The sequence below is a fragment of the Paenibacillus larvae subsp. larvae genome (assembly GCF_002003265.1).
In the GTDB taxonomy this organism is placed as follows: domain Bacteria; phylum Bacillota; class Bacilli; order Paenibacillales; family NBRC-103111; genus Paenibacillus_H; species Paenibacillus_H larvae.
In genome coordinates this window covers 3,845,186-3,870,895 of the sequence record NZ_CP019687.1, presented here as the reverse complement: position 1 = coordinate 3,870,895, position 25,710 = coordinate 3,845,186, and the positions used below count along the sequence as shown (strand labels likewise).

23 protein-coding genes, 2 tRNA genes, 4 pseudogenes and 1 other annotated feature are annotated in these 25,710 nt (G+C 43.9%); of the genes and pseudogenes, 8 read left to right on the top strand and 21 right to left on the bottom strand.

Annotation, left to right across the window (positions count from 1 at the left end):
* Window positions 1-313 precede the first annotated feature (313 nt).
* Entirely contained in the window at window positions 314-682 is a 369-nt protein-coding gene (locus BXP28_RS20130) for a phage holin family protein (protein ID WP_023483731.1), read from the top strand.
* A gap of 241 nt (window positions 683-923) precedes the next feature.
* A complete protein-coding gene (locus BXP28_RS20125; protein ID WP_036656016.1) occupies window positions 924-1,286 on the top strand; it encodes a cupredoxin domain-containing protein in 363 nt (120 codons plus the stop codon).
* An 80-nt stretch (window positions 1,287-1,366) separates the two neighbouring features.
* Here the strand turns inward: BXP28_RS20125 and BXP28_RS20120 are convergent, their stop codons facing one another.
* From BXP28_RS20120 to lepB, 8 genes are all read right to left on the bottom strand, one after another.
* Window positions 1,367-1,906, bottom strand: a complete 540-nt coding sequence (locus BXP28_RS20120) for a CvpA family protein (RefSeq protein WP_023483729.1) — start codon at window positions 1,904-1,906, stop codon at window positions 1,367-1,369.
* A 5-nt stretch (window positions 1,907-1,911) separates the two neighbouring features.
* Window positions 1,912-4,812, bottom strand: a complete 2,901-nt coding sequence (gene zapA / locus BXP28_RS20115) for a cell division protein ZapA (RefSeq protein ID WP_036656013.1) — start codon at window positions 4,810-4,812, stop codon at window positions 1,912-1,914.
* 106 nt (window positions 4,813-4,918) lie between these two features.
* Window positions 4,919-7,369, bottom strand: a complete 2,451-nt coding sequence (pheT, locus tag BXP28_RS20110; protein ID WP_023483727.1) for a phenylalanine--tRNA ligase subunit beta — start codon at window positions 7,367-7,369, stop codon at window positions 4,919-4,921.
* Between the two features lie 23 nt (window positions 7,370-7,392).
* Window positions 7,393-8,421: a phenylalanine--tRNA ligase subunit alpha gene (pheS, locus tag BXP28_RS20105; RefSeq protein WP_023483726.1), complete on the bottom strand. Its 1,029-nt coding sequence runs from the start codon at window positions 8,419-8,421 to the stop codon at window positions 7,393-7,395.
* A 79-nt stretch (window positions 8,422-8,500) separates the two neighbouring features.
* Window positions 8,501-8,756 (bottom strand) — a binding site (T-box leader).
* Between the two features lie 180 nt (window positions 8,757-8,936).
* Window positions 8,937-9,101, bottom strand: coding sequence for a PTS sugar transporter subunit IIB (locus BXP28_RS20100; RefSeq protein WP_023483725.1), 165 nt, complete (start codon window positions 9,099-9,101; stop codon window positions 8,937-8,939).
* A 159-nt stretch (window positions 9,102-9,260) separates the two neighbouring features.
* Window positions 9,261-9,334 (bottom strand) — tRNA-Gly (locus BXP28_RS20095).
* Between the two features lie 9 nt (window positions 9,335-9,343).
* A tRNA-Pro gene (locus tag BXP28_RS20090) sits at window positions 9,344-9,420 on the bottom strand.
* 102 nt (window positions 9,421-9,522) lie between these two features.
* Window positions 9,523-10,038 carry a signal peptidase I gene (lepB, locus tag BXP28_RS20085; protein WP_023483724.1) on the bottom strand — a complete coding sequence of 172 codons (516 nt, stop codon included), beginning with the start codon at window positions 10,036-10,038 and terminating at the stop codon, window positions 9,523-9,525.
* 167 nt (window positions 10,039-10,205) lie between these two features.
* On the opposite strand from lepB, the gene BXP28_RS20080 reads away from it, so the two are divergent.
* From BXP28_RS20080 to BXP28_RS20070, 3 genes and pseudogenes are all read left to right on the top strand, one after another.
* A complete protein-coding gene (locus BXP28_RS20080) occupies window positions 10,206-11,129 on the top strand; it encodes an aldo/keto reductase (RefSeq protein ID WP_023483723.1) in 924 nt (307 codons plus the stop codon).
* Window positions 11,130-11,235: 106 nt separating this feature from the next.
* Complete coding sequence (locus BXP28_RS20075) at window positions 11,236-11,532, top strand: helix-turn-helix domain-containing protein (protein WP_024095237.1); 297 nt, start codon at window positions 11,236-11,238, stop codon at window positions 11,530-11,532.
* A 112-nt stretch (window positions 11,533-11,644) separates the two neighbouring features.
* Window positions 11,645-12,346, top strand: a pseudogene (locus BXP28_RS20070) (IS3 family transposase); the annotation flags it as partial.
* A gap of 41 nt (window positions 12,347-12,387) precedes the next feature.
* Here BXP28_RS20070 and BXP28_RS25405 read toward each other — a convergent pair.
* From BXP28_RS25405 to BXP28_RS23015, 6 genes and pseudogenes are all read right to left on the bottom strand, one after another.
* The gene (locus BXP28_RS25405; RefSeq protein WP_144083344.1) at window positions 12,388-12,576 is read right to left on the bottom strand and encodes an IS3 family transposase; all 189 of its coding nucleotides are present in this window, start codon (window positions 12,574-12,576) and stop codon (window positions 12,388-12,390) included.
* A gap of 65 nt (window positions 12,577-12,641) precedes the next feature.
* A pseudogene (locus tag BXP28_RS25400) lies at window positions 12,642-12,908 on the bottom strand (DDE-type integrase/transposase/recombinase); the annotation flags it as partial.
* Window positions 12,887-13,039 (bottom strand): helix-turn-helix domain-containing protein, encoded by a 153-nt coding sequence (locus tag BXP28_RS25395; protein WP_104932598.1) that lies wholly within the window; start codon window positions 13,037-13,039, stop codon window positions 12,887-12,889. The pseudogene BXP28_RS25400 and the gene BXP28_RS25395, both read right to left, overlap by 22 nt.
* 323 nt (window positions 13,040-13,362) lie before the next feature.
* Window positions 13,363-15,075 (bottom strand): annotated as a pseudogene (locus BXP28_RS20055) (DUF4158 domain-containing protein); the annotation flags it as partial.
* Between the two features lie 13 nt (window positions 15,076-15,088).
* Window positions 15,089-15,994 carry a tyrosine-type recombinase/integrase gene (locus tag BXP28_RS20050; RefSeq protein ID WP_023484938.1) on the bottom strand — a complete coding sequence of 302 codons (906 nt, stop codon included), beginning with the start codon at window positions 15,992-15,994 and terminating at the stop codon, window positions 15,089-15,091.
* 143 nt (window positions 15,995-16,137) lie between these two features.
* Window positions 16,138-16,518: an S-Ena type endospore appendage gene (locus tag BXP28_RS23015; RefSeq protein WP_024095250.1), complete on the bottom strand. Its 381-nt coding sequence runs from the start codon at window positions 16,516-16,518 to the stop codon at window positions 16,138-16,140.
* 88 nt (window positions 16,519-16,606) lie between these two features.
* On the opposite strand from BXP28_RS23015, the gene BXP28_RS25390 reads away from it, so the two are divergent.
* The 3 genes from BXP28_RS25390 (at window position 16,607) to BXP28_RS20040 (ending at window position 18,851) form a co-directional block, all read left to right on the top strand.
* A complete protein-coding gene (locus BXP28_RS25390) occupies window positions 16,607-17,122 on the top strand; it encodes an S-Ena type endospore appendage (protein ID WP_367869686.1) in 516 nt (171 codons plus the stop codon).
* A gap of 311 nt (window positions 17,123-17,433) precedes the next feature.
* Entirely contained in the window at window positions 17,434-18,336 is a 903-nt protein-coding gene (locus BXP28_RS20045) for a transcriptional regulator (protein ID WP_144029548.1), read from the top strand.
* A 185-nt stretch (window positions 18,337-18,521) separates the two neighbouring features.
* Window positions 18,522-18,851 (top strand): aspartyl-phosphate phosphatase Spo0E family protein, encoded by a 330-nt coding sequence (locus BXP28_RS20040; RefSeq protein WP_235430707.1) that lies wholly within the window; start codon window positions 18,522-18,524, stop codon window positions 18,849-18,851.
* A gap of 742 nt (window positions 18,852-19,593) precedes the next feature.
* Here BXP28_RS20040 and BXP28_RS20035 read toward each other — a convergent pair.
* The 7 genes and pseudogenes from BXP28_RS20035 to rbsD form a co-directional block, all read right to left on the bottom strand.
* Window positions 19,594-20,388, bottom strand: a complete 795-nt coding sequence (locus BXP28_RS20035) for an arsenite methyltransferase (RefSeq protein ID WP_023484940.1) — start codon at window positions 20,386-20,388, stop codon at window positions 19,594-19,596.
* A gap of 73 nt (window positions 20,389-20,461) precedes the next feature.
* The gene (locus BXP28_RS20030; protein WP_036656007.1) at window positions 20,462-20,905 is read right to left on the bottom strand and encodes a MarR family winged helix-turn-helix transcriptional regulator; all 444 of its coding nucleotides are present in this window, start codon (window positions 20,903-20,905) and stop codon (window positions 20,462-20,464) included.
* Window positions 20,906-21,168: 263 nt separating this feature from the next.
* A pseudogene (locus tag BXP28_RS20025) lies at window positions 21,169-21,297 on the bottom strand (arsenate reductase); the annotation flags it as partial.
* A 611-nt stretch (window positions 21,298-21,908) separates the two neighbouring features.
* Complete coding sequence (gene rbsB, locus BXP28_RS20020) at window positions 21,909-22,826, bottom strand: ribose ABC transporter substrate-binding protein RbsB (RefSeq protein ID WP_023484942.1); 918 nt, start codon at window positions 22,824-22,826, stop codon at window positions 21,909-21,911.
* An 18-nt stretch (window positions 22,827-22,844) separates the two neighbouring features.
* Entirely contained in the window at window positions 22,845-23,813 is a 969-nt protein-coding gene (gene rbsC / locus BXP28_RS20015) for a ribose ABC transporter permease RbsC (RefSeq protein ID WP_023484943.1), read from the bottom strand.
* Between the two features lies 1 nt (window position 23,814).
* Entirely contained in the window at window positions 23,815-25,296 is a 1,482-nt protein-coding gene (locus BXP28_RS20010; RefSeq protein ID WP_023484944.1) for a sugar ABC transporter ATP-binding protein, read from the bottom strand.
* A 14-nt stretch (window positions 25,297-25,310) separates the two neighbouring features.
* Window positions 25,311-25,709 (bottom strand): D-ribose pyranase, encoded by a 399-nt coding sequence (gene rbsD / locus BXP28_RS20005; protein ID WP_023484945.1) that lies wholly within the window; start codon window positions 25,707-25,709, stop codon window positions 25,311-25,313.
* Window position 25,710: the final 1 nt, after the last annotated feature.

Below are 25,710 nucleotides of genomic sequence, written 5' to 3'. Positions count from 1 at the left end.
AACCTCTTTCGGATGTAATGTTATTGCCCTTATTATAGCCGACCTGCCCCTTTGAAGCTACGGCGGCCTTCCGCTATTCCCGGGAGAAAACAATTATAATTAATAAATCAGTAAAAATGGCCGCCGCTTAATTCCACTTGTCTTTTTAATATCAGAAAAACGTTGCCATGCAGTGAAACGAGTGTTCTTGCAAAAGCATAAAATAAAACACTGCGGAGAGACTATAAAAGCGCACCAATGATCGAGCAACCGAATTATCTACATCAAACAGCACAAGGTTATATGGCTCATCTAAAAAGGAGGTACCTATCCGATGCATCTGATTGGTCATCTTGTCCGGTTTATTGTATCAGCTTTGGTACTAATTGTCGTTGGGTGGATTGTCCCCGGATTTTCTACCGGTGGTTTCTGGAGTGCTTTTTTTCTGGCACTTGTTATTGCGGTAGCTGGTTGGATCATTGAAGGAATATTCGGTAAAAAGATTACTCCTTTCGGCCGGGGGATCGTTGGCTTTCTGGTCAGCGCCCTTGTCATCTGGGGAGCCCAGTTTATCGTAGGAGGCGTCCATGCCTCGATTATTGGTGCTTTGTTGGCTGCGCTTGTGATTGGGATTATCGACTTGTTCATTCCTGTGGCAACTCCGTTTAAGCATAATTTAAATGGAGACGAGCGTAAAGACTGACGGCAGGCATGCAAGAAGGATAAAACCGGCGAAGCCCGGCAGGATAAAACCGCAGTGACGAAGCTATTGCAGCTTTACACCTGTGGTTTTTCCGTGTTTACTCTTTACAAATATCCTTTTGATATTTTCAAAAAATTGTCACCTTCCTTATCCAGACTGTGTCATAAAAGTGATATACTTGGCAAAGAACAACATTGAAATTATTCTAAATAACATCGCCAGGCCAAAGGAGGGGACTTTTTTGAAAAAATTGATTATTTTGCTGGCCGTTGCCGCTCTTATCCTTGCTTTAGCAGCTTGCGGAGAAAAAGAGCAGCCTGCCGCTGAACCACAAAACGCGGAGCAGGAAATTACAATAAAAGCTAAAAACTTCGCTTTCGACCAGCCTGAATACCATGTGAAAAAAGGCAAATCCGTCAAAGTAACGCTTGTTTCCGAAGAAGGGATTCATGGGGTAAGCATAAAGGATTATAAAATAAATCTTGACAGCAAAAAATCCAGTCAGGTTTTTACTCCTGTTAAAGAAGGAAACTTCTCCATTGTATGCAGCATTCCTTGTGGAACGGGGCATGGGGATATGAAAGCAACACTCGTTGTGGAATAAGTTAGAAATGTTTAACTTTATAATAATCTAAACCGCCCTTCTCTAAAAGAGGGCGGTTTCGTATAGCCGTTCATCATTAATCAGAAGGATTTCCAGTGTTCATGAAGCTTTCCGGTCAGTGCCGGGAATTGTTCCAGGATATAAGGGGCCAGGCTGGATCCGGCTAATTGTGATTGCATGTTATCAGAAGGAATGATCGTCATCACATTAACAAGAATAACCACAATGAGAACTCCTTCCAGCAATCCAAATGCTGCCCCCAAAGTCCGGTTTAGAAAATTCAGGCCGGGCAGATAAGCTATTCCGTTAAGAATTCTTTTAACAATGGAAAGTACTATTTTGACCCCGAAAAACAACAGGGCAAATGCAAGTACATTAGCTGCATATATGTCCAAATGAAGACCTTTGATCAGAAATTCATAATTGTTGTAATTTTCGAATGAGGATAATGGCAGTTTTTCTAACAAATAAGGTGCCAGGTCCCTGTGGTATAAATAGGCAATAAGGAAAGCGGCAAATAAGCCGGCAATAGACAAAAGCTGATTGATCAGTCCACGTACGTAACCCAGGATAACACATCCTGCCACAATAAGCAGTAAAATTAAATCAAGCATATTCATAGGACTTAGTTGTTAGGCTCCTCTTCCATAATAAGCTGGATCCACTCGTTATATTCCGTCTGCAGTTTTGTATATTCATCCTGCAGCTTACTATAATCCGACTGGACCTGATTCAGCTCCTGTACGACGCGCTGTTCTTCCCGTTTCTTTCGTTCGATTTCTTCGAGCAGTTCTTGTTTCTCGCAAGTCAGCTCTTCTACCAGAAGATGATGATTTTCTTGCGTTTCAGAACCGGCTGCAGCCTCTTTCTGAAGCTGTTCCATCACCCTCTTCATCGCTTCCCGTTCTTCCCAAACCTGCTGAAGTTCCTGTCTGACTTCCTGCTCCTGAATCACCTGCTGTTCCGCCATTTGATGAAGCATTCTGATCTCCTGCTGCAGGCGATCTCTTTCATCTTTTACTGCGGCCAGCCCGTCACGGAGTTCTTTTTCCAGAACCGCCTGCTTGTCAAGCTCCTGCTTAAGGTTAGCTAATTCTTCCCTATAAGTTCCCTCGTTGTTTTTAGCGGATTCCAAGTCAACCTGCAATTTTTTGGTTTCTTTAAATGCTTTATCTAATTGGCCTTGTTTGACATTCATCTGTTCCTTGAGCTCATTATTAGATTGACGGACTCCTTTCAGTTCCCGGCAAAGCTTCAATTCCGTCTGAGCCTGTTCCTCAATCAGTTGTTGATGCACATCCAGTTCTTGTGCCAGATTATCTGCATGTTCCTGAAGGCCTGATAGCTCTTTACGGATTTCCTTTTCCTGCTGTTCCAGGTCAGCGTAGCGCTGCTGCTCCTCTGCGAGAGCTTGTTGAATCCCTTCCTTGTCGCGCAACGCCTCCGATAGCTGCCCCCTGACCCGCATCGCTTCCTGCTGCGCTTCTTCCACTTTCAAGCGTGCATTCTCTTCTGTCCGGCTGACTGACTTCTCGGCCGCTTCCAGTTTCTCAAGCAGTTCAAGGCCTTCCTGTTCAAGCTCAGCAGCACGCTGCTGTTCGGCTTTCAGTTCTTGGCGGACAGACGCAGCTTCACGCTCAACTGCTTTAATTTGGTCTCTGGTTCTTTGAAGAGCAGACCGGACACTACCGAGTTCTACCTGTCCTTCCTCCAGGACTTGCTTTATGCGCTCCCTGGCCTGAGCCCCTTGTTCTTCAAGCTCCACTATCCGTTGTTTCAATTCGGCGTTATATTGCTGCTGTGACAGGAGTTCATTGTTTGTCCGTTCCGATTCACGCTGAACTTGGGCCAGTTGAGTACGAACGCGAGCCACTTCTTGTTCAGCAGCTGTTTGAATTTCACCCGATTGCTGTTCAACATTACGGAGCAATTCTTCGGCCGCTTCCAGTTTCTCAAGCAGCTCGAGCCCTTCCTGTTCAAGCTCGGCAGCACGCTGCTCCTTAGACGCCAGCTCACGCTTGGCTTCTGCCGCTTCCCTCTGCGAAGCCTCCAACTGTTTGTTTATCTCGGCCACGGCTTCCTCTGCCTTAAACAGCTCTTCACGCAGCTTCTGCTCCATTTCCTTTGCGTCCGTTTCCGCTTGAGCCAGCTGTTCACGCAGCTTTGTCTCCCGCTGCGCCATCTCTGCAGCTCGCTCCTTCTGCGATGCCAGTTCCCGCTTTGCTTCTACTGTTTCCCTTTGCGAGGCTTCCAACTGTTTGACGGCTCTCTTCTCAGCTTCCTGCGCTTTGCGCAGCTCTTCACGCAGCTTCTGCTCCATCTCCTGCGCATTCGCTTCTGCTTTAGCCAACTGCTCACGCAGCTTCGTCTCCCGCTGTCCCATCTCTGCAGCCCGCCGTTCCTTGGACGCCAGCTCCTCCTTTGTTTTTTCCACCGATGACTCTGCCGTTGCCAATTGCTCACGCAGCTGTTCTTTTCTTTGCTGAAGCTGTTGCGTTTGCTTCTGTTCAGCAGACAAGGACTGCCTCAAGCTTTCTATTTCCTTCTTTAAATCCGCTGTTTCCTTGCGCTGATCCTCCAGCTGCTGTTTGGCCTGTATCCATTTGTTTCGTGAACTTTCCAGACTTATTTTCGTCTGGCCCAATTCACTGCGCATTGTTTCTTCTCTCTTAACCGCCTCTGCCAATTTGGCAGTTTCTTTTCCTGCTTCTTCCTGTATCCGGTTAAATTCACGCTGAAGCTGTCCGTTTTCTTCCCTCAAGCTGGCTGTTAGTTCAATTTCCTCTTCTAGTTTAAGACGCATAGTCTCTTTATCCGCATCGGATTGTTCCAGATCTGTTTCCAAAAGCTCAATTCGGCCACTCAGTTCCTTAGAACGGTGTTTTTCTTCCTCTAAAGCTTTTTTACGATCCGCTGCCTCTATTTTAAGCTTCGATAGTTCCTCCTTCAGATTCTGCTCTCTCTGAAGAGTCTCCTCATGTTGGTTTTTGCCGGCAGCAAGTTCCTTTTTCAGGCTTTCCACGTGCTCCAACGCTTTCTCTTTCTCTTTTCCGGCCAATTCTTTGGCAGTCTGAACTTCAGAAAGCTGTTTGCGCAGCACTTCCAGATTTTGTTTTGTTTGTTTAAGCTCCTCTTTCAGCTTTTCTTCTCGCTGGGCAATTTCCCCTATCTGCTTCCCCTGCTGTTCCAACTGCTTGGACAAATCCAGTTTTTCCTTGTCCAATTTTTCAATTTCTGCCTGCAGCGTTTTGGCATAACCTGCCTGTTCGCGAAGTTTATTTTTATATTCATGCTCCAGATTTTCCAGCTTGTCCCGCATGGTCAAAGCATCATCAAATGCATTAACAGCCGCCAATACCGCGATACGCGGAGTATCCAGCCGCGGATCTTTTTCAGAGATCTGCACCATTTGGTTATTGACCATGGCGGCGATTTTTTTAATATAAGCCGGGCTGGTGCTGGCTACTATTTTGTATGGGATTCCATATATATCAACGACTATTCGGGTCTTTTCCTCCGCACTCACGGGCATACCTCCTTCATAAATATGCTGAAAGGCCAGTCATATCGGACATAACTTCGATACAACCAGCCTTATTTCCTGCTGCTCATCCAGTTAAATTACAGCATTGTTATTTTCTTAATTCAGCATGGAAAGACGCTTCCAGGGCGTTGACCACACGTCCATGCAATTCTGTTACCTCGTTGTCTTGCAAGGTTCTTTCCGGATGACGGTAAATCAAAGAGAAGGCTATGCTCTTTTTCCCTTCGCCTACATGGACGCCTGTGTATACATCAAACACAGTCAATTCCTCAAGAAGATCCCCGGCTGTCTGCCGGATTACCTGCTGCATGTCAGCCACAGGCACTTCCGTACTCACAACCACCGCAATGTCACGGCTAATTGCCGGATATTTAGGCAGGAGCTTGTAAGCGATCTTGAAACCGGCTTGCTCGATCAAAGGAGTTAGCTCCACCTCAAGTACGTAGGTGTCTGCCAGATCTTTTTGCTTCTGCAATACCGGATGAAGTTGTCCTATTCTCCCAATTTTACGTTTTCCGTCTCCGGTATGCAAGTAAACCCCGGCTGTACGTCCCGGATGGTAGCCTTCCGGGGCTTCAGCACAATACTCGATTCCTGTGATGCCAAGATAATTGGTGACCCGCTCAAAAGCGCCCTTCAAATCATAGAAGTCTACGGTAGCGGCCTTTTCCCTCCAATGAGCCCCATGACGTTTCCCTGTCATAAGCATGGACAAAAGTACGATTTCCTGCGGCTGATCTGTCACTTTTTCCTGTCCGGTGACAAATGCGCTGCCTATCTCAAAAATGGATACATCTTCGATATTCCGGTTCCTGTTGTAGGCAGCCACTTCCAGAAGTTGCGGAAGCAGGCTGGTACGAAGTATGCTGCGCTCTTCACTCATAGGCATCGCCAATGAGACCGGTTTTGCATCGGGAAATAGAACGGGAAGGGTGTTCATTTGCTGCAAATGTGTAAAGGTATATGTGATCACTTCGTGAAGCCCGGTTTGTGTAAGCTCGTTTCTGATTGCACGGCGGATACGCTGATCATCAGTCAAGGAGCCTGGTGTTGTCACTCCACTCATCAAAGTAGTCGGGATACTATCATATCCATATAAACGTGCCACTTCTTCAATCAGATCCACATCCCGGGAAATATCCCTGCGGCGGCTGGGGACATGAACCAGCACACTGTCTGCCCCGCTTTCCTCATACGTAAAATGCAGCCGGTCCAGAACCCGGTTCATGTCTTCTTTAACCAATTCAGTTCCCAGATAAGCATTCACTTTATTTATGCTCAGTTCAATATGCACAGGCTCTGGTTCTGATACACGTGTTTCCACAATGCCTTCGGCGATTTTCCCTCCACTTAATTCTGCGATCAGGGAAGCAGCACGGTTTAGTGCAGGAATGACTCCTTCGGGGTTCACTTCTTTCTCGAAACGCAAGCTGGATTCCGATCGAAGCCCTAACTGTCTGGATGTTTTTCTTACAGAGCTTCCGGAAAATCTGGCAGATTCAAGCAGAATTCTCGCTGTACCTTCTGTTACTTCCGAATTGGTTCCTCCCATAACTCCAGCGATTGCTACCGGTTTGGTCCCGTCTGTAATGACCAGCATATCCGGCTGCAGCTTGCGTTCCACATCATCCAGGCTAACAATTGTTTCCCCTTCACGGGCAAGTCTTACATCTAAATGTCCATTCGTAAGCTGGTCCGCATCAAACGCATGTAATGGCTGACCGTATTCCAGCATGACATAATTCGTTACATCCACGATGTTGTTGATTGGCCGGATACCCGCTGCCATCAGCCGGTTTTTCAGCCAAAGCGGAGAGGCAGAGATGGTTACTCCCTCAATCAGCCTGGCTGCATAATGCGAGCATTGCTCCCTGGCTGTTATTTCAACTGAGATAGTTTCCTCTGCCTTTGTCATCCCTTTTCGGGAAGCAAGACTTGCCTCAACGTCCGGCTCCTTCACCGGCTTGCCCAGAATAGCTCCCATCTCATAAGCGGCTCCCAGCATGCTAAGACAATCAGAACGGTTGGGCGTCAAGTCCAATTCCAGTACCTTGTCGTCGAGGTCCAATACGTCCAGGATGGAACGGCCAACCTCCAGATTCTCCGGAAGAACGAGAATTCCTTCCTGAATTTCTTTAGGGAGCAGCTTATCGTTGAGACCCAGCTCTCTTGCAGAACAGATCATTCCCTGGGACTCGACCCCGCGCAGCTTGGCACGTTTGATCTTAAGCCCTCCGGGGAGCTGTGCTCCTATCAAGGCAACCGGAACTTTCTCGCCTGCATCCACATTTTTAGCGCCGCACACGATTTGCAGGTCTTCACCTTGTCCGGCATCCACCGTGCACAGATTCAGCTTGTCCGCGTCCGGATGCTTTTCCTTCGTTTTTACATACCCCACCACAACGCCGGAAACTCCCAGGTTGCGGTTCTCCACAATATCCACTTCCACTCCGCTGCGGGTATATTTTTCGGCCAGTTCTTCCGCTGTATAACCAGTAACGTCCAGATATTCTGATAACCATTTATAAGAAACTTTCATTGTCTTTGTCCCTCCCTCTTCTCCTACAACTTCATGAACTGCTTCAGGAAACGCAGATCATTTGTATAAAAATGGCGGATGTCTTCCACTCCGTATTTCAGCATCGCTATCCGTTCAGGTCCCATTCCAAAAGCAAATCCGCTGTAAATTTGCGGATCATAACCGGCCATTTCAAGCACCCTTGGATGAACCATACCTGAACCCAGAATTTCAATCCACCCGGTTTGCTTACAGGTCCGGCAGCCCGATCCGCCGCACATCATACAAGATACATCCACTTCTGCACTCGGTTCCGTGAACGGGAAGAAACTCGGGCGGAGACGAATCTCTGTATCCGGACCAAAGAGTTTGCGGACAAACTGGAGCAGCGTCCCTTTCAAATCACTCATACGGATTCCTCTATCAATGACCAATCCCTCAATTTGGGTAAATTGATGAGAATGGGTTGCATCATCATCATCCCGGCGATACACTTTGCCCGGAGAAATAATTTTGACGGGCACTTCTCCTTTTCTTTTCTCCATCGCCCGAACCTGAACCGGTGACGTATGGGTTCTCATCAATATTTCTTCGTTGATATAAAATGAATCCTGCATATCCCTTGCCGGATGATTTTTAGGCAAATTCAATGCTTCGAAATTATAATAATCCTGCTCTACCTCAGGTCCTTCCATTACAGTGAACCCCATGCCCAGGAAAATATCCTCAATCTCCTGAATAACTTTATTCAGCGGATGAATTGCACCTTGGGCGGACGGGGTTCCGGGCAATGTGACATCAATCGTCTCCTGGCGCAGACGGGCTTCCGTTTCCATCTGCTCTTTTGCGGCAAGTCTCTCTGAGATTTTACTTTCTATAGCTGCCCGTACTTTATTGGCCAGATCTCCGATTACGGGACGCTCTTCTGGAGACAAAGCTCCCATTCCTCTCAAAATTTCCGTTAACGGACCTTTTTTCCCCAGGTATTTGATCTTCAGTTCTTGTAAATCCGCTTCTTTCATGTTCAGTTTCTTCAACGCTTCCTGCTTTAACGCCTCTAACCGTTCTCTCATGGTTTTCCCTCCTTTTAATCTGCCTTGCCTGTAATCACTTATGTTCCGTTCTTTTCAAAAACAAAAAAAGCCTTTTCGTCTAAGGGACGAAAAAGCCGTGGTACCACCCTTGTTAAGCAAAAGAACCGGCATGCATCAGCCGCGCTCTGTGCTTCACTTTAACGAAATAACGGTCCGCTGCCGGTTTTCCCTACTTGGCTAATAATCAACTGCCGTTCAAAAAAAACTGCTCAAGAGTGAATTTCCGCAGCCTGATTCTTCAGGAACACTCCCAATCTCCGGTATTCCCTCCCTGGCAAGAAGCACTGCGTACTTATCTCCTTCAACGCAAGAATATAAGGTTTTATAAGGCTAAGCTATGGTTAACAGTTATTATATGCAAAGACTCTTCTTGTTGCAAGGACTTTTACCTATTTAGTCGAAGTATAACCCTAATCAGGTTTTTCCATTCCGGCTGGACAGCCGTGAAAGATTCAAAACTCTCTAACTCTGGATTATAGGATTCGGATAATTAATTAATAACACTGATAACTCCCGGCAGTTTTTCGATTTTTTCTTTTTCTACTTTTGGCATCATGGAACTCAAATCTTAATCTTATAGCGCAATGTGTTAGTTTGTTTATATTCTCTTTCCCGCCGACAAGTTCCAGGACCTGTATGCCTACTTTGTTATAATCCATACAGCTTTAGTATCGTGAGGATTCCTTTTAATCTATTTGGGCGAACACTTGTTAAAATTAGAAAATGAATTTCGGTAACAATTTTTCTAAATGATTAAAAAAGATTAGAAGTACATCAAAAAAACCCTTACGCTAGTAAAGGTTTCAGATTCTTATGAATGGAGCGGGTGATGGGAATCGAACCCACGCTACCAGCTTGGAAGGCTGGAGTTCTACCATTGAACTACACCCGCAAATCTATATGGTCGGGACGACACGATTTGAACATGCGACCCCCTGGTCCCAAACCAGGTGCTCTACCAAGCTGAGCTACGTCCCGATCGCTTCCGAAGCACTTGGTGCTGAAGACAAAAATTAATATACCATGTTACAAAAAAAAATGCAACATTTTTTTTCATCCAATTTTTTCCCAATTCGGTTTTCATATCACTTTTCCAAAATCGGAAAACGGATAATAACGGAACAATACTTTTCCGATTATATTTTTCTCTGGAACAAAGGGTGTAGGCCACATATGGGAATCGTAACTTTCATTCCGGTTATCCCCAAGAAAAAGATAATGTCCCTCCGGCACCTGAACAGGTCCGAACGAATACTTCATTTGCTCTTTAATGTAGGGTTCTTCAATGACTTCGCCATTTCGCAGAAGCTTTCCGTCCTTCACTTCAATGGTATCTCCTCCAAGACCAATCAGCCTTTTGACGAAACGCTCATCCATTTCTTCAATAGGTGGATGAAACACAACAATATCCCCGTAATCAAAATGCGTCAAGGCGACCATTTTTTCTACAACCAGCCGGTCGTTGACCTGGATGGTAGGCATCATGGAACCGGTCGGCACTTTAACTGCCTGAGCCACATATACATTGACAAGTAAGGATATAACAACTGCAATGACAACGCTTGGCAGCCAGTCTTTTGCCATTTTTGTCAGCATACTACCCCTCCGTCTAACCAATTTTTTTCTAAATATAGCATATCCAGGTAAAACTAACCTTAAAACAAGATGAAAAGTAAAATACACACCTCCTTAGCTCTTTTGACATTCCCGTTCTTTTACCTTTAAATGAACATATAGAACAAATCCGATAAGGAGGAGAAGCAATGAAATACCGCAAACTTGGAAAAACCGGCATAAAAGTTTCTGTCATTGGCCTTGGAACTTGGCAGTTTGGGGGAGAATGGGGGAAACACTTCACACAAGCGGAAGTAGATGCGATTCTGGATAAAGCGGCGGAACTCGGAATTAACCTGATTGACACGGCTGAATGCTATGGCGATCATTTATCTGAGTCCCTGATCGGGGATTATATCAAACGCCATAAACGTGAAGATTGGGTCATTGCTACTAAGTTCGGGCACCATTTTAAATCCCATCTTTCCAGAGACGAACGCTGGTCCCCTGAAGACATGCTGCAGCAGCTGGATGCTTCTTTAAAAGCCTTGCAGACGGATTATATTGATTTGTACCAGTTCCACTCCGGTCCTGACAACAAATTCTTCAACGATGATTTATGGACGCTGCTGGACAAACAGGTGGAGGCGGGCAAAGTCCGGCATCTGGGCACCTCCATCAGTAAAAATAATAATTTAAAACAAACCGATGCTTCCTCCCGCTACAAATCGGAAAGCATTCAGGTTGTATATAACCGGCTTAACCGGAAACCCGAAGAGGGCGTCTTCCAGTCTTGCCAGGATCAAAACCTTGGCGTACTCGCCCGTGTTCCGCTCGCAAGCGGTTTATTAAGCGGAAAGTATAAACCCGGTACCGTCTTTCAGCAAGGGGATGTCCGCAAACGTCAGGAACAAGAGGAAATCGACCGCCAATTAAAGGAAGTGGAAGAAATCAGGAAGCGGGAAGTGCCGGAAAACATGAATATGGCTACCTGGTCCCTTGCCTGGTGCCTCAAACATCCCGCAGTTACCAGCGTTATTCCGGGATGCAAGAGCCCTCAGCAGGCAGAAGCCAACGCTCAGGCCGCCCGTTATGTGAGCGATAATCATCCCCAAGCCTGGAAAGAAGACTAATCCCGGGAAATAAGAAATCCCCGCCTATATATGAAGTGCACCCCTTAGAATAGACATTGGAAAAATCCCTCAGGTAATCCGATGAATTCTAAGGGGTGCATTTTTTATGGCGAAGAAGGGTCAGACGTTTAAACATTATCCACATGAAATGAAAGTAGAGGCCATTAGACTGCATTTGGAGGAAGGTTGGACGTATCGAAGGATCATGGAACATCTAGGTATATCGGACAGACATCGGCTTAAAGTATGGATGAAAAAATACAAGCAACTTGGTGAATTTGGACTCATGGATCAACGAGGCCGCCGCGAAGAATATGTGGATCAGGACCGGTATGTTCAAAAGCTGAAACAGGAGAACCAAATGCTAAAAAAGTGTTTGAAAATCTGGATGGAGGTGATGTGAAGAGAAAATACGAGACGATTGAGAAAGCGTCACAATGGTATAATATAACCGACTTTCCAGAAGCGGTTACTATGCCTATAAGAAACGAAAACAAGTAGATCGAGACAAGCCACTTAAAGACTTAATCCAGGCTGTATATAAGAAGTACGACGGCACATATGGATATCGGCAAACCCAGCTATTTCTGCTGCAAGACCACGGAGTGTGGATCAACCATAAGAAGGTGCTGCGTCTCATGCAAGAAATGGGATTGCGTTCCCGCATTCGCCGTAAGCATTGCTGTAACTATAGTTCCTCTATAGGAGGCCGAGTTGCAGAGAATATGCTGCAGCGCGATTTTACAGCGGATGCACTTCATCAAAAATGGGTGACCGATGTCACCCAGTACCGTGTGGCAGATACCTGGCTGTACGTGTCGGCTATTAAGGACTTGTACAATAATGAGATTGTGGCTTACCACATGAGCCTTCGTAACGATAATCAGCTTGTCCTCCAAACGTTTACAAAAGCCTTTGAAACGGCGAAAGACGTGACTGGACTGATCGTTCACAGTGACCAAGGATTCCAGTACACGTCTTACCCTTACCACGATATGCTGCGAAAGGTCGGCGCTCAAATCAGCATGTCTCGCAGAGGCAATTGTTATGAAAACGCCTCGATGGAGAGCTTCTTCTCGCATCTTAAAACGGAAGGGCTCTACCTTTATGATATACGAAGTTTGGATGAGGCACAAAGACGAATTGAGGAATATATTCATTTTTACAACCAAAGCCGACCACAACGAAAATTAAACAAGCTGACGCCGGTAGAGTGATCTTACCCCCGTCAAGTAGACAGCATTAAAACTGATAGGTCCTAAGCAACCTTAGTACGGTATTCCACCGGACTAAAGTTGCTTAATTTTGCCTGGAACCTGTCGTAATTATAAAACCGTATGTATTTATCTATAGCGGTTTTGAGTGCCTCTTCAGATTCAAAAGATTGTATGTATAGACACTCTGATTTGAAATGCCCAAAAAAACTCTCCGTACAGGCGTTATCCAAACAGTTCCCTTTCGAGACATACTTGTTTTCATCTTGTATTGTTTCAGAAGTTTGCTAAAATGCCTGGAAGTATACTGATACCCCTGGTCACTATGGAGGAGGACACCTTTTGTTTTACGTACTTTTCGGGCTTTCTCCAATGTATCAATCACTAGTTGTAAGTCATTTCTGGTACTTAGGTGGAAAGCAATGATTTCGTTGTTGAATAGATCGCATATAGCGGACAGGTATAGGTTTTTCTGTTTATATGGAATGTAAGTAATATCGGTGACCCATTTTTCATTTGGCCGGGTTGCATGGAAATCTCGGTTTAATACATTATCGGAAACCACACATACTTCTTTTTTTCATAATACCTTTTCTTTTTGCGAATCTGAGCTTGTATCCCCATTTGTTTCATTAAACGATAAACCCTTTTGTGGTTTACGTGTATACCATACGTCTTCTTCAACCAAATTCGCATCCGTGGATATCCTAAGATGCCACGTAGGCGTTGATGTCTTCTACTATCTTTTCCTTTAAGAATTGATCCTCCAGTTGTTTACAAGAAGACGTACCACGTCTTCGCTGCCATTTGTAAAACCCACTTCTGGATACATGAGCGATTTCACAAAGCATTAAGATACTATAACCCTTGAATGAGAGTTGATCCACCACGGCATATTGAGCGATTTTGCTTACGTTTTTCTTCCCCTCCTTTGTAGCGCCCAAAGCTTTTTTAAATATTCATTCTCCGCGCGCAATCTAATTAATTCCTCCTCAGGGCTCAGAGGGTTCTTTCTGCTCGTAGAGGGAAAGGCTGAAATTCCGGGATTCATCGGGAGCATCTTTCTCCAATCGCTCGATGTGTAATTTCCCGTCCTCCAAATTAACGCCGTCCAGCTCGTCTATGTGATCCGAAACCCAGTTTAATCTTTGAAGAAGTGATTCAGTCCGTTCTTCAAGATATTCCTTTGCGGACAAGCTAACGGCAAGCTTTGTATCGTTAGGATCGATGCCATTCCAATTCGCTTTCGGTACAAGGTACTCTTCGAAATCTCTATGTTGACGGCTCCCGACAATGGATACGTCCCCGGAACGAACGTAATTCCTCAGTTCTGTCAGAACGGCCATTTCGTAGTAATGACGGTTGATGGTTCCGTCATCGTCGTAAACGTGCTTTTGCCAGCGGTTTGAAATGAAATTCAGCGGCGCGCCTTCTGGAACTTTTCGCTTTCCGGTTTCATTCATATCCCGGAGGATATCGACCGCCTTCATTAGCGGCTCTGCCGACTTGGTTGACCGAAATTCCAAAGATTTTAACAACGTTGGCGTGTATTTCCGGAGCGTATAGAATTTCTTTTCCAGCAAGTCCAAATAGTCGTAATCTACGGGCCGCGCCAGTCGCTTGGCTTCCTCCACGGATGCGACAATCTGATCCCACGGCATGACGGCATCAAGTGCGACAAACGGATCAATGCCTTCGCTTCGGGCCTTAATAAGAGCGGCTCCAAGATCGGCAAAGTGAACAACCTTTTCGTTGATCGACTTACCGTTTTGTTTTCGAAGTTTCTCTTGAGCCTTTCTTCCTTTAGAAAGCAGTATCATGATCTGCCGATCATGAATCTCGAATGCCAGGTCTGTCAAATCCTGAATCAACTCCAATAGGTACGCTACCAAAATCGCGTACTTTTTCGGATCGTTAAAGCGGCGGAAGGAATGAGGTTCGTAACGTGAACCGATTTTAGAAAGCTGTCGCAGCCGGTTCGGATGAATGCTTTTCGTATCGACTTGCAGTTGCAGGTCGCGTATGTATTCGAGTTTTTCAATAACCTTCAAGAAAGAATCAGGAGAACTGGTACCGGGAATTTCCCTAAACCATGCCAAGTAGGTTTTGCTGCTTTCCGGCATGGTGGTCAAGACGCGATCCAGCTTAGCAATCTGTAATTCTGTCAGTGAACTGCTGAGCAGCTTGAATATTTTTTCTTCTGTTCGTTTGCGAGTTTCCCAAACGGCTCTTTCAATTGTAGCCATTGAAGGAAGAATGATTTTACGCTTACGTAAATCTTCGAGTGCGAGTTGAATCAGGTGTAAGGGATTGCCGTTTGCCATTGCATGGCTAAAAAGATGCTTGCACAAAGAACGATATTCGCTCAAGGTGAATGTCTGGTAGCCATATTCCTTTCGGATCTCATCAAGATGCTCGTATTTCGTAGCTTCTCGGTCGCCGTAAGATGCAAAAAACTCCACATCGGCATTGATTTGTTTTGCAATATAACGAAGGACTTGAACCGGCACATCTTTTACGTCAGAAAGCGTCCAGCCGAGATAGCGAAGTAAGCACAGCTGTATGGCAAAGCCGATTCGATTATAATCTCTTCGCCACTGCTGGATGATTTCAAGGTCATGCTGGGTAAATGTGAAATAGGTGCCCAATTCCCATTCGCCGAGATCAGGCGGTATTTGCAAATATTGAATCCGTTCCTCTGGAGTTAGCAGTTCCCTTACTCTCGCGTACATCGTTCTCATCCCCTTATTGCCAAGCTATTTTTTCGACTTCAGATTGCAGATCTGAACGAGTCGCCTTGACATAAATCATCGTTGTGTCCAGACTATCGTGTCCCATAATTTGCGCCAGGCGGTGCAATGGGGTGTTTTCAGCCATCACGTACCCGAACCGGTGCCGTAGATCGTGGGCGCTCAATCCTTTGAGCCGCGCCGATTTCATGTATTTTTGAATCAAATGGCGTAAAGCTCGTTCGGTTAATCGATCACCAGTTTTCTCCGATGGAAACAGATAAGGACTATCCGAAGGATGGACTGCCAGATATTTTTCTAAAGCAGCTCTGCACGTAGCGTTCAAAGGTACTTCCCGCTGTTTATTCCGTTTTCCGGATCGAACCGTAAGCTGACCGCGGCGTTTACCGATTTGAATATCTCCGGGAGCCAGATCGCATACTTCCATTGTTCGTAAGCCGGTGTGAAACATCAAGATAAGAATCGTCTGATCCCGAAGGGAACCACCGTGCTCGGACGCAGCGATCAATGCAGCTTCTTCTTTGTCTGTCATCTGCCTGGGGCTGATCTTTTCTTCAGGAACCAATTTAACTGGTTTGGAAGGATTGGATTCCGAAACAGCCCACTCGAAAAAACGTTTCAGGGTTATAAGCCGCCGGTTAATGGTCGCCGGTTTCAATTTCATTACTTTTTGAGCAGTTTCCCGATATCGTGTTAATGTTGGAGTAGCCACATCTTCAATTCGAAATAGTACCTCTTCCTCTTGGTGGTCGGCTGTCTCAAACCAACCGATAAAATGTTTTAAGTCGCTTGCGTACTCTTTTAGTGTTTTGGGATTCAAATCTTCGTGGGTGGTGAGAGCGTGAATGAAGTCCTGAATCGTCTGATCGCCCTTTTCCGAAATCCCGGTCGCCTTTCTCATTAGCAAAGCCTCCAAATTTACTGAATTACATTAGCGGATATGATATTCTTATCTTAACCGAGACATTAGCGGACATCAAGCATATGCTTTGAAAACACTTAATGACCACTAATCTTTATTAGCGGTCATTAGAAATAAGGTAACTAAGCGCATTTTACGCAATAGTGCAAATCTAATACTAAACTTCCTGTAGCGTTTGCTTCAGGTGTTGCTCCTGTAAGACTTTCGATTGTAATAGTTCTCAAATCTTCAACGAAGATCGTTTCCGAACGACCAGCTGTAACAACGACGGTTGATAGCGTGACACCCGTGGTATAGTTAACATTAAAGACAGAAGAAGTACTGGTATTAACTACGGTAAATGAACCATTGATTACTAACCCCGTTGGATTAGTAAAGTAAGTAAGAGCAGTAACACTCGGAGTAGGTTGAAAAATGGGATTACATTGTTGAATATTGACAATTTGCTTGGACACATTATTACAAAAATTAAACACGGCAGAACTTGATGAATTTCCACACATAGTATCACTTCCTCTCTTCCTTATCCTTGTATAGTATGAGGAGCTTGTATATTTTTAACTGGTTAAAGTCCTATTTTCCAATAAATGGATGTTTGTTGTGGTGCATTCAGCTCAATTCCTCATACAAGGTAAGAGGGGGGGAAGCTGGCTTTATGGAAAAGAACTGCAACCGAAAAAAAACATAGAATGTAATTGTATTTGTCACTTCAAAAAGAGAAAACAGATTAAAAAATGCCCCCGGCATTCAAGGACAAGAAAAACATTAATCAAAAAACTTATTTGTATACACAGATGTGTCCCCATTAACCAAAAATGTGATGACACTACGACTCAAACGTATTTTTATGTCGCGTCGAATTCCAACATAAAAAATCCTTCGGGAACCATCACAATAATAAACAATAGTAAGTCCTGTACAATGCACATTACCGTAAGCAATTCGGTCAATGGTCATGAAGAAATTGATGTAGCTCCGAATTCATCGTTTACTGCAATTGTCGCAAATATAGAATCCGTAAAAATTTTATGTAAGGGTCAATCAAATAATGATTTATATTGTACTGGTTCTATGCAGTTGGATATCCATTACACTTTAATGTTCTAATTTGTGAATATGTCCGTGTTTATGTTGAAATTGGGAGTAATGCCGATGGAAATCAATGGCGTTATTCCTACGAGTAAGAAAAAACGCTAAGTCGGTCACGTCCGAAGGCTTAGCGTATATTTTCGTTAAAATGTTGGCGTGACCCCATAGAGAAGTATATCGAGATCGGCCACAAAGCAGATGCCATTTTTTCTTTCCTTCTGAAGGCAATTGAAACATTCAGTAAACTTTCTTTAATAACCAAAATTGCAACCAAATATCTTGAATCGCCCAAAGAAGATACCTTAGATTTAGTGGAGAAACTTCAAAAATTGGCAGATTCTATAGAGAATACCGATATTAAACTATCTCTATATGGTCTAATCATTGAATACACGCGCAATCATGGCATTATGCCTACATTTGCAAAAGCTCTGTACAAAAAGTACATGATCGAACGAAATGATTTTACTAAATTAGATGAGTCATATCAGTTTGGAAAAAAAGTGTTGGATTACACAAACTTTTTGGATAGTAACGACCAAATAAAGCTTAATTACGCACTCAGTGTACACGCCTATAGTCTTATGGATTATTGTAGTGCGATTGAGCTAGGCATGTACGTAGCAGAACACGGTAAAGGGGAATACCAAGCACATGCTATATACAATGTGTGTAGTGCTTATTATCACCGAAAACAATATGACATGTGCCAATTGTATCTAAAGAAGTACAGTCAGTTTACATATCCGTTTGTTCCCAACAATGTTAAATTAATGATTGCTTTTATTAATGGAAAAACGGGGAACATTGACTTGGCTATTTCAGAACTAAATAGCTATTTGCAGCAACCATGCGCTTACACTCTCACTAGTGCTGTTACTGAATTATTAGACTTGTATCTTTACAAAAAAGATCTAGATGTGGGGTGGCTTTTCCAATACGAAGATCTGATGACGGAAACAACCCAAAAGGACTACGCTACTCCTTATATAAAGTCCAAATTCGCTTACTATTTCCGACTTAAAGGAAAATTGCTAAAACACAAAAATCAAGTAAGCTTGGCAATTGATAGCTATTTAAAGAGTTCATCAGAATATATCAAAATTGGTCATTATAAAGAAGCTTCTATTTCATTATTATTGGTTTTACAAACCATGTTTAATGACAATAAGATAAACCACGAAATTGTCCAAAAAGCTAATTCATTAATGAATTTTTTAAATTCTAAATAAATAGGAGAGATGGTAACCATGAAAAAAATCAAATTAAAGGCAACTCTACTTTTAACAATGCTTGTTGCTTTAGAATTTTTTGATAATGTTCCATGGGAAGTAAAAACATTTCTGCAATAAGCCAGAATAGCTCCATTCATGATGAAGATCCAAAAATCACTTGACGCCATTTGGCGTCATTTCGCTTGTATATAGAGATAAGGGTTGCACAAAAAAACAATATGATATGTTTTTCAACAACCCCTGTTATGATTGTATCAGAAACAGTTTATAGATGGTGGAACCAATCATCGTATACTGTTAAAAATCATGAATGGAGTGTTGTAATCATTAAAGCTCTTTTCAATGAAAAACATATCTGCTTAATTGAAAAAATTGAATCTGTTCGACAGCAACTAGTACAAGCAGCAAACGAAAAAAAAACCTTCACAGACATAGGCGTTGTTACATTGAGTCAAGAATTAGACACTTACCTTTTAGAGTATCAGAAACTTCCCCTCAAGACTATATTTTGAATATTTTACACATCTTTAATGGTTAAGCTAACCTGTTGGAGTTTACTCAAATTAATCACATCACAAGCAGATACTCATCTTACAGGGGAGCTTAGGAAAAGTGTATTTTCATGTAAGATGTTGATTATTAATGTTTATATATGGTATATATTCGTATAAATGGAATATGGAATATTTCGAATTTTTGTCTCTTTTCTAACCCCGAATAAGCTCAACCCGGTATAAATTTGATACGCTTGTTGAAGTCGCCAACATTGAGAAAAAGAAAGTGTTGATGGTAGGCAATGAAATATGGAAGGTAAAGAAAGATCCTGTTTTCTTACGACATATAAATCTTATAACATTGACTCCGAACTAAATATAAGTATTTGTAACATATTAATACGAACTAATTGGATAAAAGATTAGATTGAATGTTATAGAAGTTCGTATTTATTTGTAATTGGACAACAACAAAGAAGAATAAGCAACTGTATTAGTCAGATCAGATGATGCAAATTTATATGCACAAAACCAGCATTTTGTACATATGTCTTTAAATTGGCTTCAGCCCTTACCCGTAAAGGATTCGCATAAGATGTGTCACATTTTATAGAACGATCGGAGCTGATCTTCCAACCTAAAAAGAATTATGAAAAACAAAAACAGCTCCAGACATGTTATCCAGAGCTGCTTGACCGATGCTTTCGGATTTTGCTTTCAGTATACCCGAAAGTTCGAATCTCTGTCTATACTTTTTTCATTACGGCTTGATCCCTTTTATAACAGCTGAGACGATATAATCCTCTGCCTTCGAACCAGGTACCCATTCTTTGATAAACGCTCTAGACTCCTCTTTTAGTTCGATGGTTACATCCTTAAATCCACTTTGCGTTAACATCTTTTTAAGCTCTTCAACGGATGAAGCTCCGGATATGCAACCCGAGTATATAACATCTAAGTCATTTTTGATTTCCACTGGTAGCTCTGCTGTCATCACAACATCAGAAATTGCCAGGCGACCACCATGGTGCATAACGCGGAACGCTTCATGGAATACTTGCTGTTTATCTGGAGAAAGATTGATAACACAGTTGGAAATGATGACGTCTACCGTTTGATCCGCAACAGGTAAATGCTCGATTTCCCCTAGTCGAAAGTCTGTATTAGTGTATCCTCCTTTGACGGCGTTACGACGGGCACGGCTCAACATTTCTGGCGTCATATCTACTCCGATGACTCGACCGGTTTCCCCTACTTGGCGGGAGGCAAGAAAACAATCGAAACCACCGCCGCTGCCGAGATCCAAAACAACTTCTCCCGGTTTAAGCTCAGCTATAGCTTGTGGATTACCACAACCAAGACCAAGATTTACACCATCCGGAACAGAGGATAATTCTTCCGATGAATAGCCCAATTTGGAAGACACATTATCTGCCGATCCAAAACAACTTGACGCTGGCGAACAACATGAACCTGTCTCCACTTCTTGCAATGCGATTTCCTTATAACGGCTGCGCACATTTTGACGAATTTGATCATTACTTACATGATTCATGAATCATCACTCCTTAAATATTTTTTATGTCTTATATTTGCAATTTGCAAGTATAAGAGTAAAAAGCTCCCCCTCAAGAGGTTGAGCAGCACTGCCCTGATTTCGACATCGCTTCATTCAATAGTTTAATCGAGCGAATGACAGTATCTTTTTCAAAATCGTTCATGTGCGAGAAGATTTCGTTTAAATAGGAATTCATTTGTTGGTCTATTGACGTCGCAACATACTTACCTTCCGTCGTTAGAGAAAGCAGATTTACCCTTCGGTCGTCTGGATCGGGCGTTTTTTTCACTAATTTCATCTTGATTAACGATTGAACTTGACGGCTAAACGTTGTGATATCTATACCTAATGCCTCTGCTACTTGCTGTATGGATGGTTTATGCTGGTGATCAATTTCGTAAAGAATATGACTTTGAATTAAGGAGATATCGCATCCACCGGCAGTACAACAATTTTTATTCAGAAAACCGAAACGTCTAGTCATGATTTGAAATAGTTCGCGTACATTTTCCACGTTTCTTCACCTCATGAAACAGTTATACAACAATTATTTGCATTTTGCAAGTATAATAATGAGCTGTATTTCAAAATAGACCTCGCAAATGATTGCAACATTCACTCGCATCTGACATTTGAAAAGCTGCAGGTGAAGGTATTACTGCGGGTAGTATCAGCTCTGCCGGTACCACCCATCAAGTACTAGTGGCGAGTATAGGAAAACACTAAGACGCCAATTCGAACCTTTAAGGTCGACAATGGATGCCGACCCTAATAAGCTTATTTTCCTTCATTCAGAAACTGTTCAATGCGAACCTTAATATCATCACGAACTTGTCGGAACGCGGTCATCATCTCTTCTTCGCATCCTGTTGCTTTAGCGGGGTCATTGAAACCCCAATGCATTTTGCTTCTCGTAGTCTGCTTACCTGATTCCATCTAAATGCCCTTCTGCCCTTATTTCAGGCAATAAGGGGGTTATAGCAGATGTGTCTTCTTTACGTTTATTCTTTGGCTAGTTATTGCTTTTGTCCGTATGTTAAAGTCACGGTTATCATACGGTAAATGTGGAAGCATAAATTTTGATAAAGATTATTGTTGTCTAATCCATTTTTTTAGGTTAAATGTAAAGGTGTTATAACCAATTAATATAGATTGTCTTTGTCGATCTGAATGATCCTGCAACACTTGTCCTGTAACATATTTTTCTATATGACCCGGCTCCATCAACAGACGATAAGTTGAAGCATTCAAAGATATCTCTGAAACGGGCATTTAACGAACTCGTAATATTCATGATAGATTGAGGAGTAAGATTTCGATCAGTTAAGCACATTATTGCGAGTGCAAAATGATTTGCCCATACATGTCCAATTCATCGCTAGTTGACATATTTAAGGTTTTTCTCATCAACTTGATCCCAATAGTATTTTCCATTCGTATCTTGTAAGTACAAAAGTTCAACCGGTAATTTCTCATGTAGTAGTTACTTCATGTTTCAACTCCTGTATAACCTGATCTTACTCATTCGTCACCAGCTTGAGAGGTGCAGGGATGGTTTTTTCCACCGTCCTGCCTTGGAGAACATCATATACGGCTTGAACCGCTAGCTGTCCAATCCATTCAGGCTGCTGAGCAACGGTTGCCGTCAACTTGCCTTCCTTGATCGATTTCATTGCATCATCGTTGCCGTCAAAACCGACGACCGGGATGTCTTTGCCGGAGCTTTTAATAGCCTCGATAGCACCCAGTGCCATTTCGTCGTTGTGTGCAAACACGGCTTGCACATCAGGATTTGCCTGCAGTAGATTTTCCATGACGTTCAAACCTTTCGTACGGTCAAAATCTGCAGTTTGTTTGGCGATGACCTTCAAATTCTGGTCTGCTACTTCATGGAAACCTTTGCCGCGTTCACGGGTTGCCGATGCGCCCGCTACGCCTTCAAGCTCAACTACCTTCGCGCCTTTGCCCACAATTTTCTCGATGAATTCTGCCGCCATTTTGCCTCCCTTTACGTTGTCTGAAGCAACAAGCGCTTTGACATCACCCTGATCTGCTGAGCGGTCAAGAGTAATAACAGGGATGCCAAGACTGTTCGCCGATTGCACGACGGTAGAAATGGATGCGGAATCGGTAGGGTTAATCAGCAGCACATTGACGCCTTTTTGCATCAGGTCATCGACGTCATTGCTTTGTTTAGCGGAATCGTTTTGAGCGTCGACGACGATCGTTTCCATACCATGCTTTCTGGCTTCCTCAACCACACCATCTTTTAAGGAAACGAAAAACGGATTATTCAACGTGGAGACGGATAAACCGATTTTTATATCTTTCAGGTCTCCGCCCGTCTTGGGTTTGGCCCAACCTGGAGGTTCCAAGGAACATCCTGTCGTTAAAATGAGCAGAAACGCTATTAAAATAAACGTTAGCTTTTTCATGTGATTTTCTCCTCTCCCTTATGCGGATTTCTTCCGGTCGATGAGCACGGCGATCAGAATGACGATACCTTTGACAACCATTTGATAGAAGGAAGATACACCGAGCAAGTTGAGCCCGTTGTTTAGGGTACCGATAATCAGTGCGCCAATCAGCGTACCGACAATACGTCCGCGTCCGCCGGAAAGGCTTGTACCGCCCAAAACAACCGCAGCGATGGCGTCCAGCTCATAGGATGTGCCTGCAGTCGGCTGCGCCGAATTCAGACGCGAGGTCAAAATCGCTCCGGCTAAAGCGGAGAACAAACCTGCCAAAGAATAAATCATGATTTTGAAGCGTGAAACTTTAATACCGGAAACGATAGCCGCTTTTTCGTTGCCGCCGATCGCATAAGTTTTGCGTCCGAAGGAAGTTTTGTGCAAAATCACCCACAGAACCGCAAAGGTAATGATCATCGTAATAGCAGGAACCGGAATGCCGAATTGATAACCGCGGCCGAGCAACTGGAATGTCATGCTGTCGCCGAGTCCGGTGATCGGGTTACCGTCGGTATAAACGAGCGTAAGCCCTCTGAAAATCGTTATTGTTGCCAATGTCGCGATAAACGGTGCCATTTTTCCTTGGGTAATCATGAGACCGTTGATCATGCCCATCATACCACCGAGAAAACAGCCAATGATGATCGCCAGAATTGGTTCAAAACCGGATACAAGCATATTGGCGATAAAGGCGCTTGATAACGCCAGGATAGAGCCGACGGACAAGTCGATGCCGCCTGTTAAAATAACGAAGGTCATACCGAACGCAATGAGTGCGTTTATAGATACCTGCCGCAGCAGGTTCAAAATATTAAGCGGTTCCAGAAAACTTGGATTGAGGACTGATACAATAATAATCAGAATAATCAGACCAAGAAGCGGTCCCAGCTTTTGTGTGATTTGCGATAATTGAAAGCCTTTGGTTGTTTTTGCATCATTGATTATTTTCATATTACTGTTCCCCTGTCGCCAGCGTCATTATTTTTTCCTGTGTCGCTTCTTCTTTACTTAATTCTCCCGTGATTCGACCTTCGTGAACAACAACGATGCGGTCGCTCATGCCGAGAACTTCCGGCAATTCGGAGGAAACCATAATAATGGCAACGCCATGGCCTGTCAGCTCGTTCATCAGCTGATATATTTCGCGCTTGGCGCCAACATCCACGCCCCGGGTTGGTTCATCGAGGATCAGCAGCTTCGGACTGATGCCTACCCACTTGGCAATAACCACCTTCTGCTGATTTCCGCCGGACAAATTGCCGGCTTTTGTTTCCGATGAATGTGTTTTAATTTGCAAGCGCTTGACCAGAGCATAAACGAACAACTTTTCTTTTTGCGATGAGATGATGCCCTTGGTTATAAACTCGCTAAGGCTTGGTAGAACCATGTTTTCCCGAACGGAAAAGTCCAGGATCAATCCTTCGTCTTTGCGGTCTTCGGTAATGAAACCGATTCCATTTTTAACTGCATCGACCGGCTTTCTGATCACTGCCTTTTTACCGAACATACGGATTTCTCCTTGATCCATTCGATCCAGTCCGAACAGCGCTCTCATAATCTCAGTGCGGCCGGAACCCATCAAACCGGAGAAGCCGACGATTTCGCCTTCACGGACCTTGAAGCTTACATCTTCAAACAATCCCTTGCAGGATGCATGCTCAACTTCCAAAACAACCTCGCCTGGTGAAGGGTTGCGTGTCGGGAAACGTTCAGTCAGCTCTCTGCCGACCATGTTCTTGACGACTTCATTAAAATTGGTCTTCGGAATATCCTTTGTGTCTACCGTTCGGCCGTCCCGCATAACCGTAATTCGGTCGCAGATCTCGAATATCTCCTCCATTCGGTGCGAGATATAAACGATGGATACGCCTTCTTGCTTCAAGGACTCGATTACTTCAAACAGCTTTTGAATTTCTCTTTCAGTCAACGCCGACGTCGGTTCATCCATGATGATGACTTTGGTATTCGTGAGCAGCGCCTTGGCGATCTCAATCATTTGCTGCTGCCCAACCGAACATTGCCCTGATTCGATGTTCAGCGGAATGTCGACGGAAAGCTTTTTGAACTGCTGTTTTGCGAGCGTCTTCATTTCCTTCGACTTCAGAAGTCCCCATGGCGAGGATACCTCCTTTCCGATGAACAGGTTCTCCACCACGGTCATGTCGGGCCAAATATTCAACTCCTGGTGGATAAAAGCGATGCCTTGACACTCCGCCTCTTTCGGATTGGCAAAATACGTTTCCTTACCGTCGATGAGGATGGTTCCTTCGTCCCTTGGGTGCAGGCCTGTAAGAATGTTCATCAAGGTTGACTTGCCGGCACCGTTTTCCCCCATTAAGGCGTGAACTTCGCCTTCGCGCAGGTCAAAATCAACACCGGATAATACCTGGTTGCTGCCGAAGGCTTTGTGGATTCCTTTCATTTGAATCTGCATAACGGCTCCTCCCTTTAACCAAAATAGACGCCTGCCTGTAAAATGATATTTGCAAACGGCTTGGCCTCGCCCGTACGGATCACGGCTTTGGCCTTGCGGGTCAGTTGCTTGAACTCTTCATGAGGGCAATTTTCAATCGCGCACCCTGTAAATTTATCTTCAACAAAATGGAACGCTTCCGTATTTTGGGTTTTCATTTCTTCCGCAATGATGACCTTCTCGATTTCCATATCGGATGCGATAGCATTAACGGTTTCTTCAAAACTTGGCGAGCCCAGCGTTAAAGCCAGATCGATTTTCTTAACCCCATCCGGGATCGGAAGTCCGACGTCGGCGACGACGATCGTGTCCGTGTGACCCAAATCGGCCAAAACTTTCGAAATATGACTGTTCAAGATGCCTTGTTTTTTCATT

Bases quoted from the DNA above. Each gene is read 5' to 3' on its own strand.
- BXP28_RS20130 (WP_023483731.1), top strand. From the start codon at position 314: ATGCATCTGATTGGTCATCTTGTCCGGTTTATTGTATCAGCTTTGGTA.
- BXP28_RS20120 (WP_023483729.1), bottom strand. From the start codon at position 1,906: ATGAATATGCTTGATTTAATTTTACTGCTTATTGTGGCAGGATGTGTT.
- pheT (WP_023483727.1), bottom strand. From the start codon at position 7,369: ATGAAAGTTTCTTATAAATGGTTATCAGAATATCTGGACGTTACTGGT.
- pheS (WP_023483726.1), bottom strand. From the start codon at position 8,421: ATGAGAGAACGGTTAGAGGCGTTAAAGCAGGAAGCGTTGAAGAAACTG.
- BXP28_RS20100 (WP_023483725.1), bottom strand. From the start codon at position 9,101: ATGGATTATAACAAAGTAGGCATACAGGTCCTGGAACTTGTCGGCGGG.
- lepB (WP_023483724.1), bottom strand. From the start codon at position 10,038: ATGCTGACAAAAATGGCAAAAGACTGGCTGCCAAGCGTTGTCATTGCA.
- BXP28_RS20080 (WP_023483723.1), top strand. From the start codon at position 10,206: ATGAAATACCGCAAACTTGGAAAAACCGGCATAAAAGTTTCTGTCATT.
- BXP28_RS20075 (WP_024095237.1), top strand. From the start codon at position 11,236: ATGGCGAAGAAGGGTCAGACGTTTAAACATTATCCACATGAAATGAAA.
- BXP28_RS25395 (WP_104932598.1), bottom strand. From the start codon at position 13,039: ATGCGAATTTGGTTGAAGAAGACGTATGGTATACACGTAAACCACAAA.
- BXP28_RS20050 (WP_023484938.1), bottom strand. From the start codon at position 15,994: ATGAGAAAGGCGACCGGGATTTCGGAAAAGGGCGATCAGACGATTCAG.
- BXP28_RS23015 (WP_024095250.1), bottom strand. From the start codon at position 16,518: ATGTGTGGAAATTCATCAAGTTCTGCCGTGTTTAATTTTTGTAATAAT.
- BXP28_RS25390 (WP_367869686.1), top strand. From the start codon at position 16,607: ATGTTTGTTGTGGTGCATTCAGCTCAATTCCTCATACAAGGTAAGAGG.
- BXP28_RS20035 (WP_023484940.1), bottom strand. From the start codon at position 20,388: ATGAATCATGTAAGTAATGATCAAATTCGTCAAAATGTGCGCAGCCGT.
- rbsB (WP_023484942.1), bottom strand. From the start codon at position 22,826: ATGAAAAAGCTAACGTTTATTTTAATAGCGTTTCTGCTCATTTTAACG.
- rbsC (WP_023484943.1), bottom strand. From the start codon at position 23,813: ATGAAAATAATCAATGATGCAAAAACAACCAAAGGCTTTCAATTATCG.
- BXP28_RS20010 (WP_023484944.1), bottom strand. From the start codon at position 25,296: ATGCAGATTCAAATGAAAGGAATCCACAAAGCCTTCGGCAGCAACCAG.
- rbsD (WP_023484945.1), bottom strand. From the start codon at position 25,709: ATGAAAAAACAAGGCATCTTGAACAGTCATATTTCGAAAGTTTTGGCC.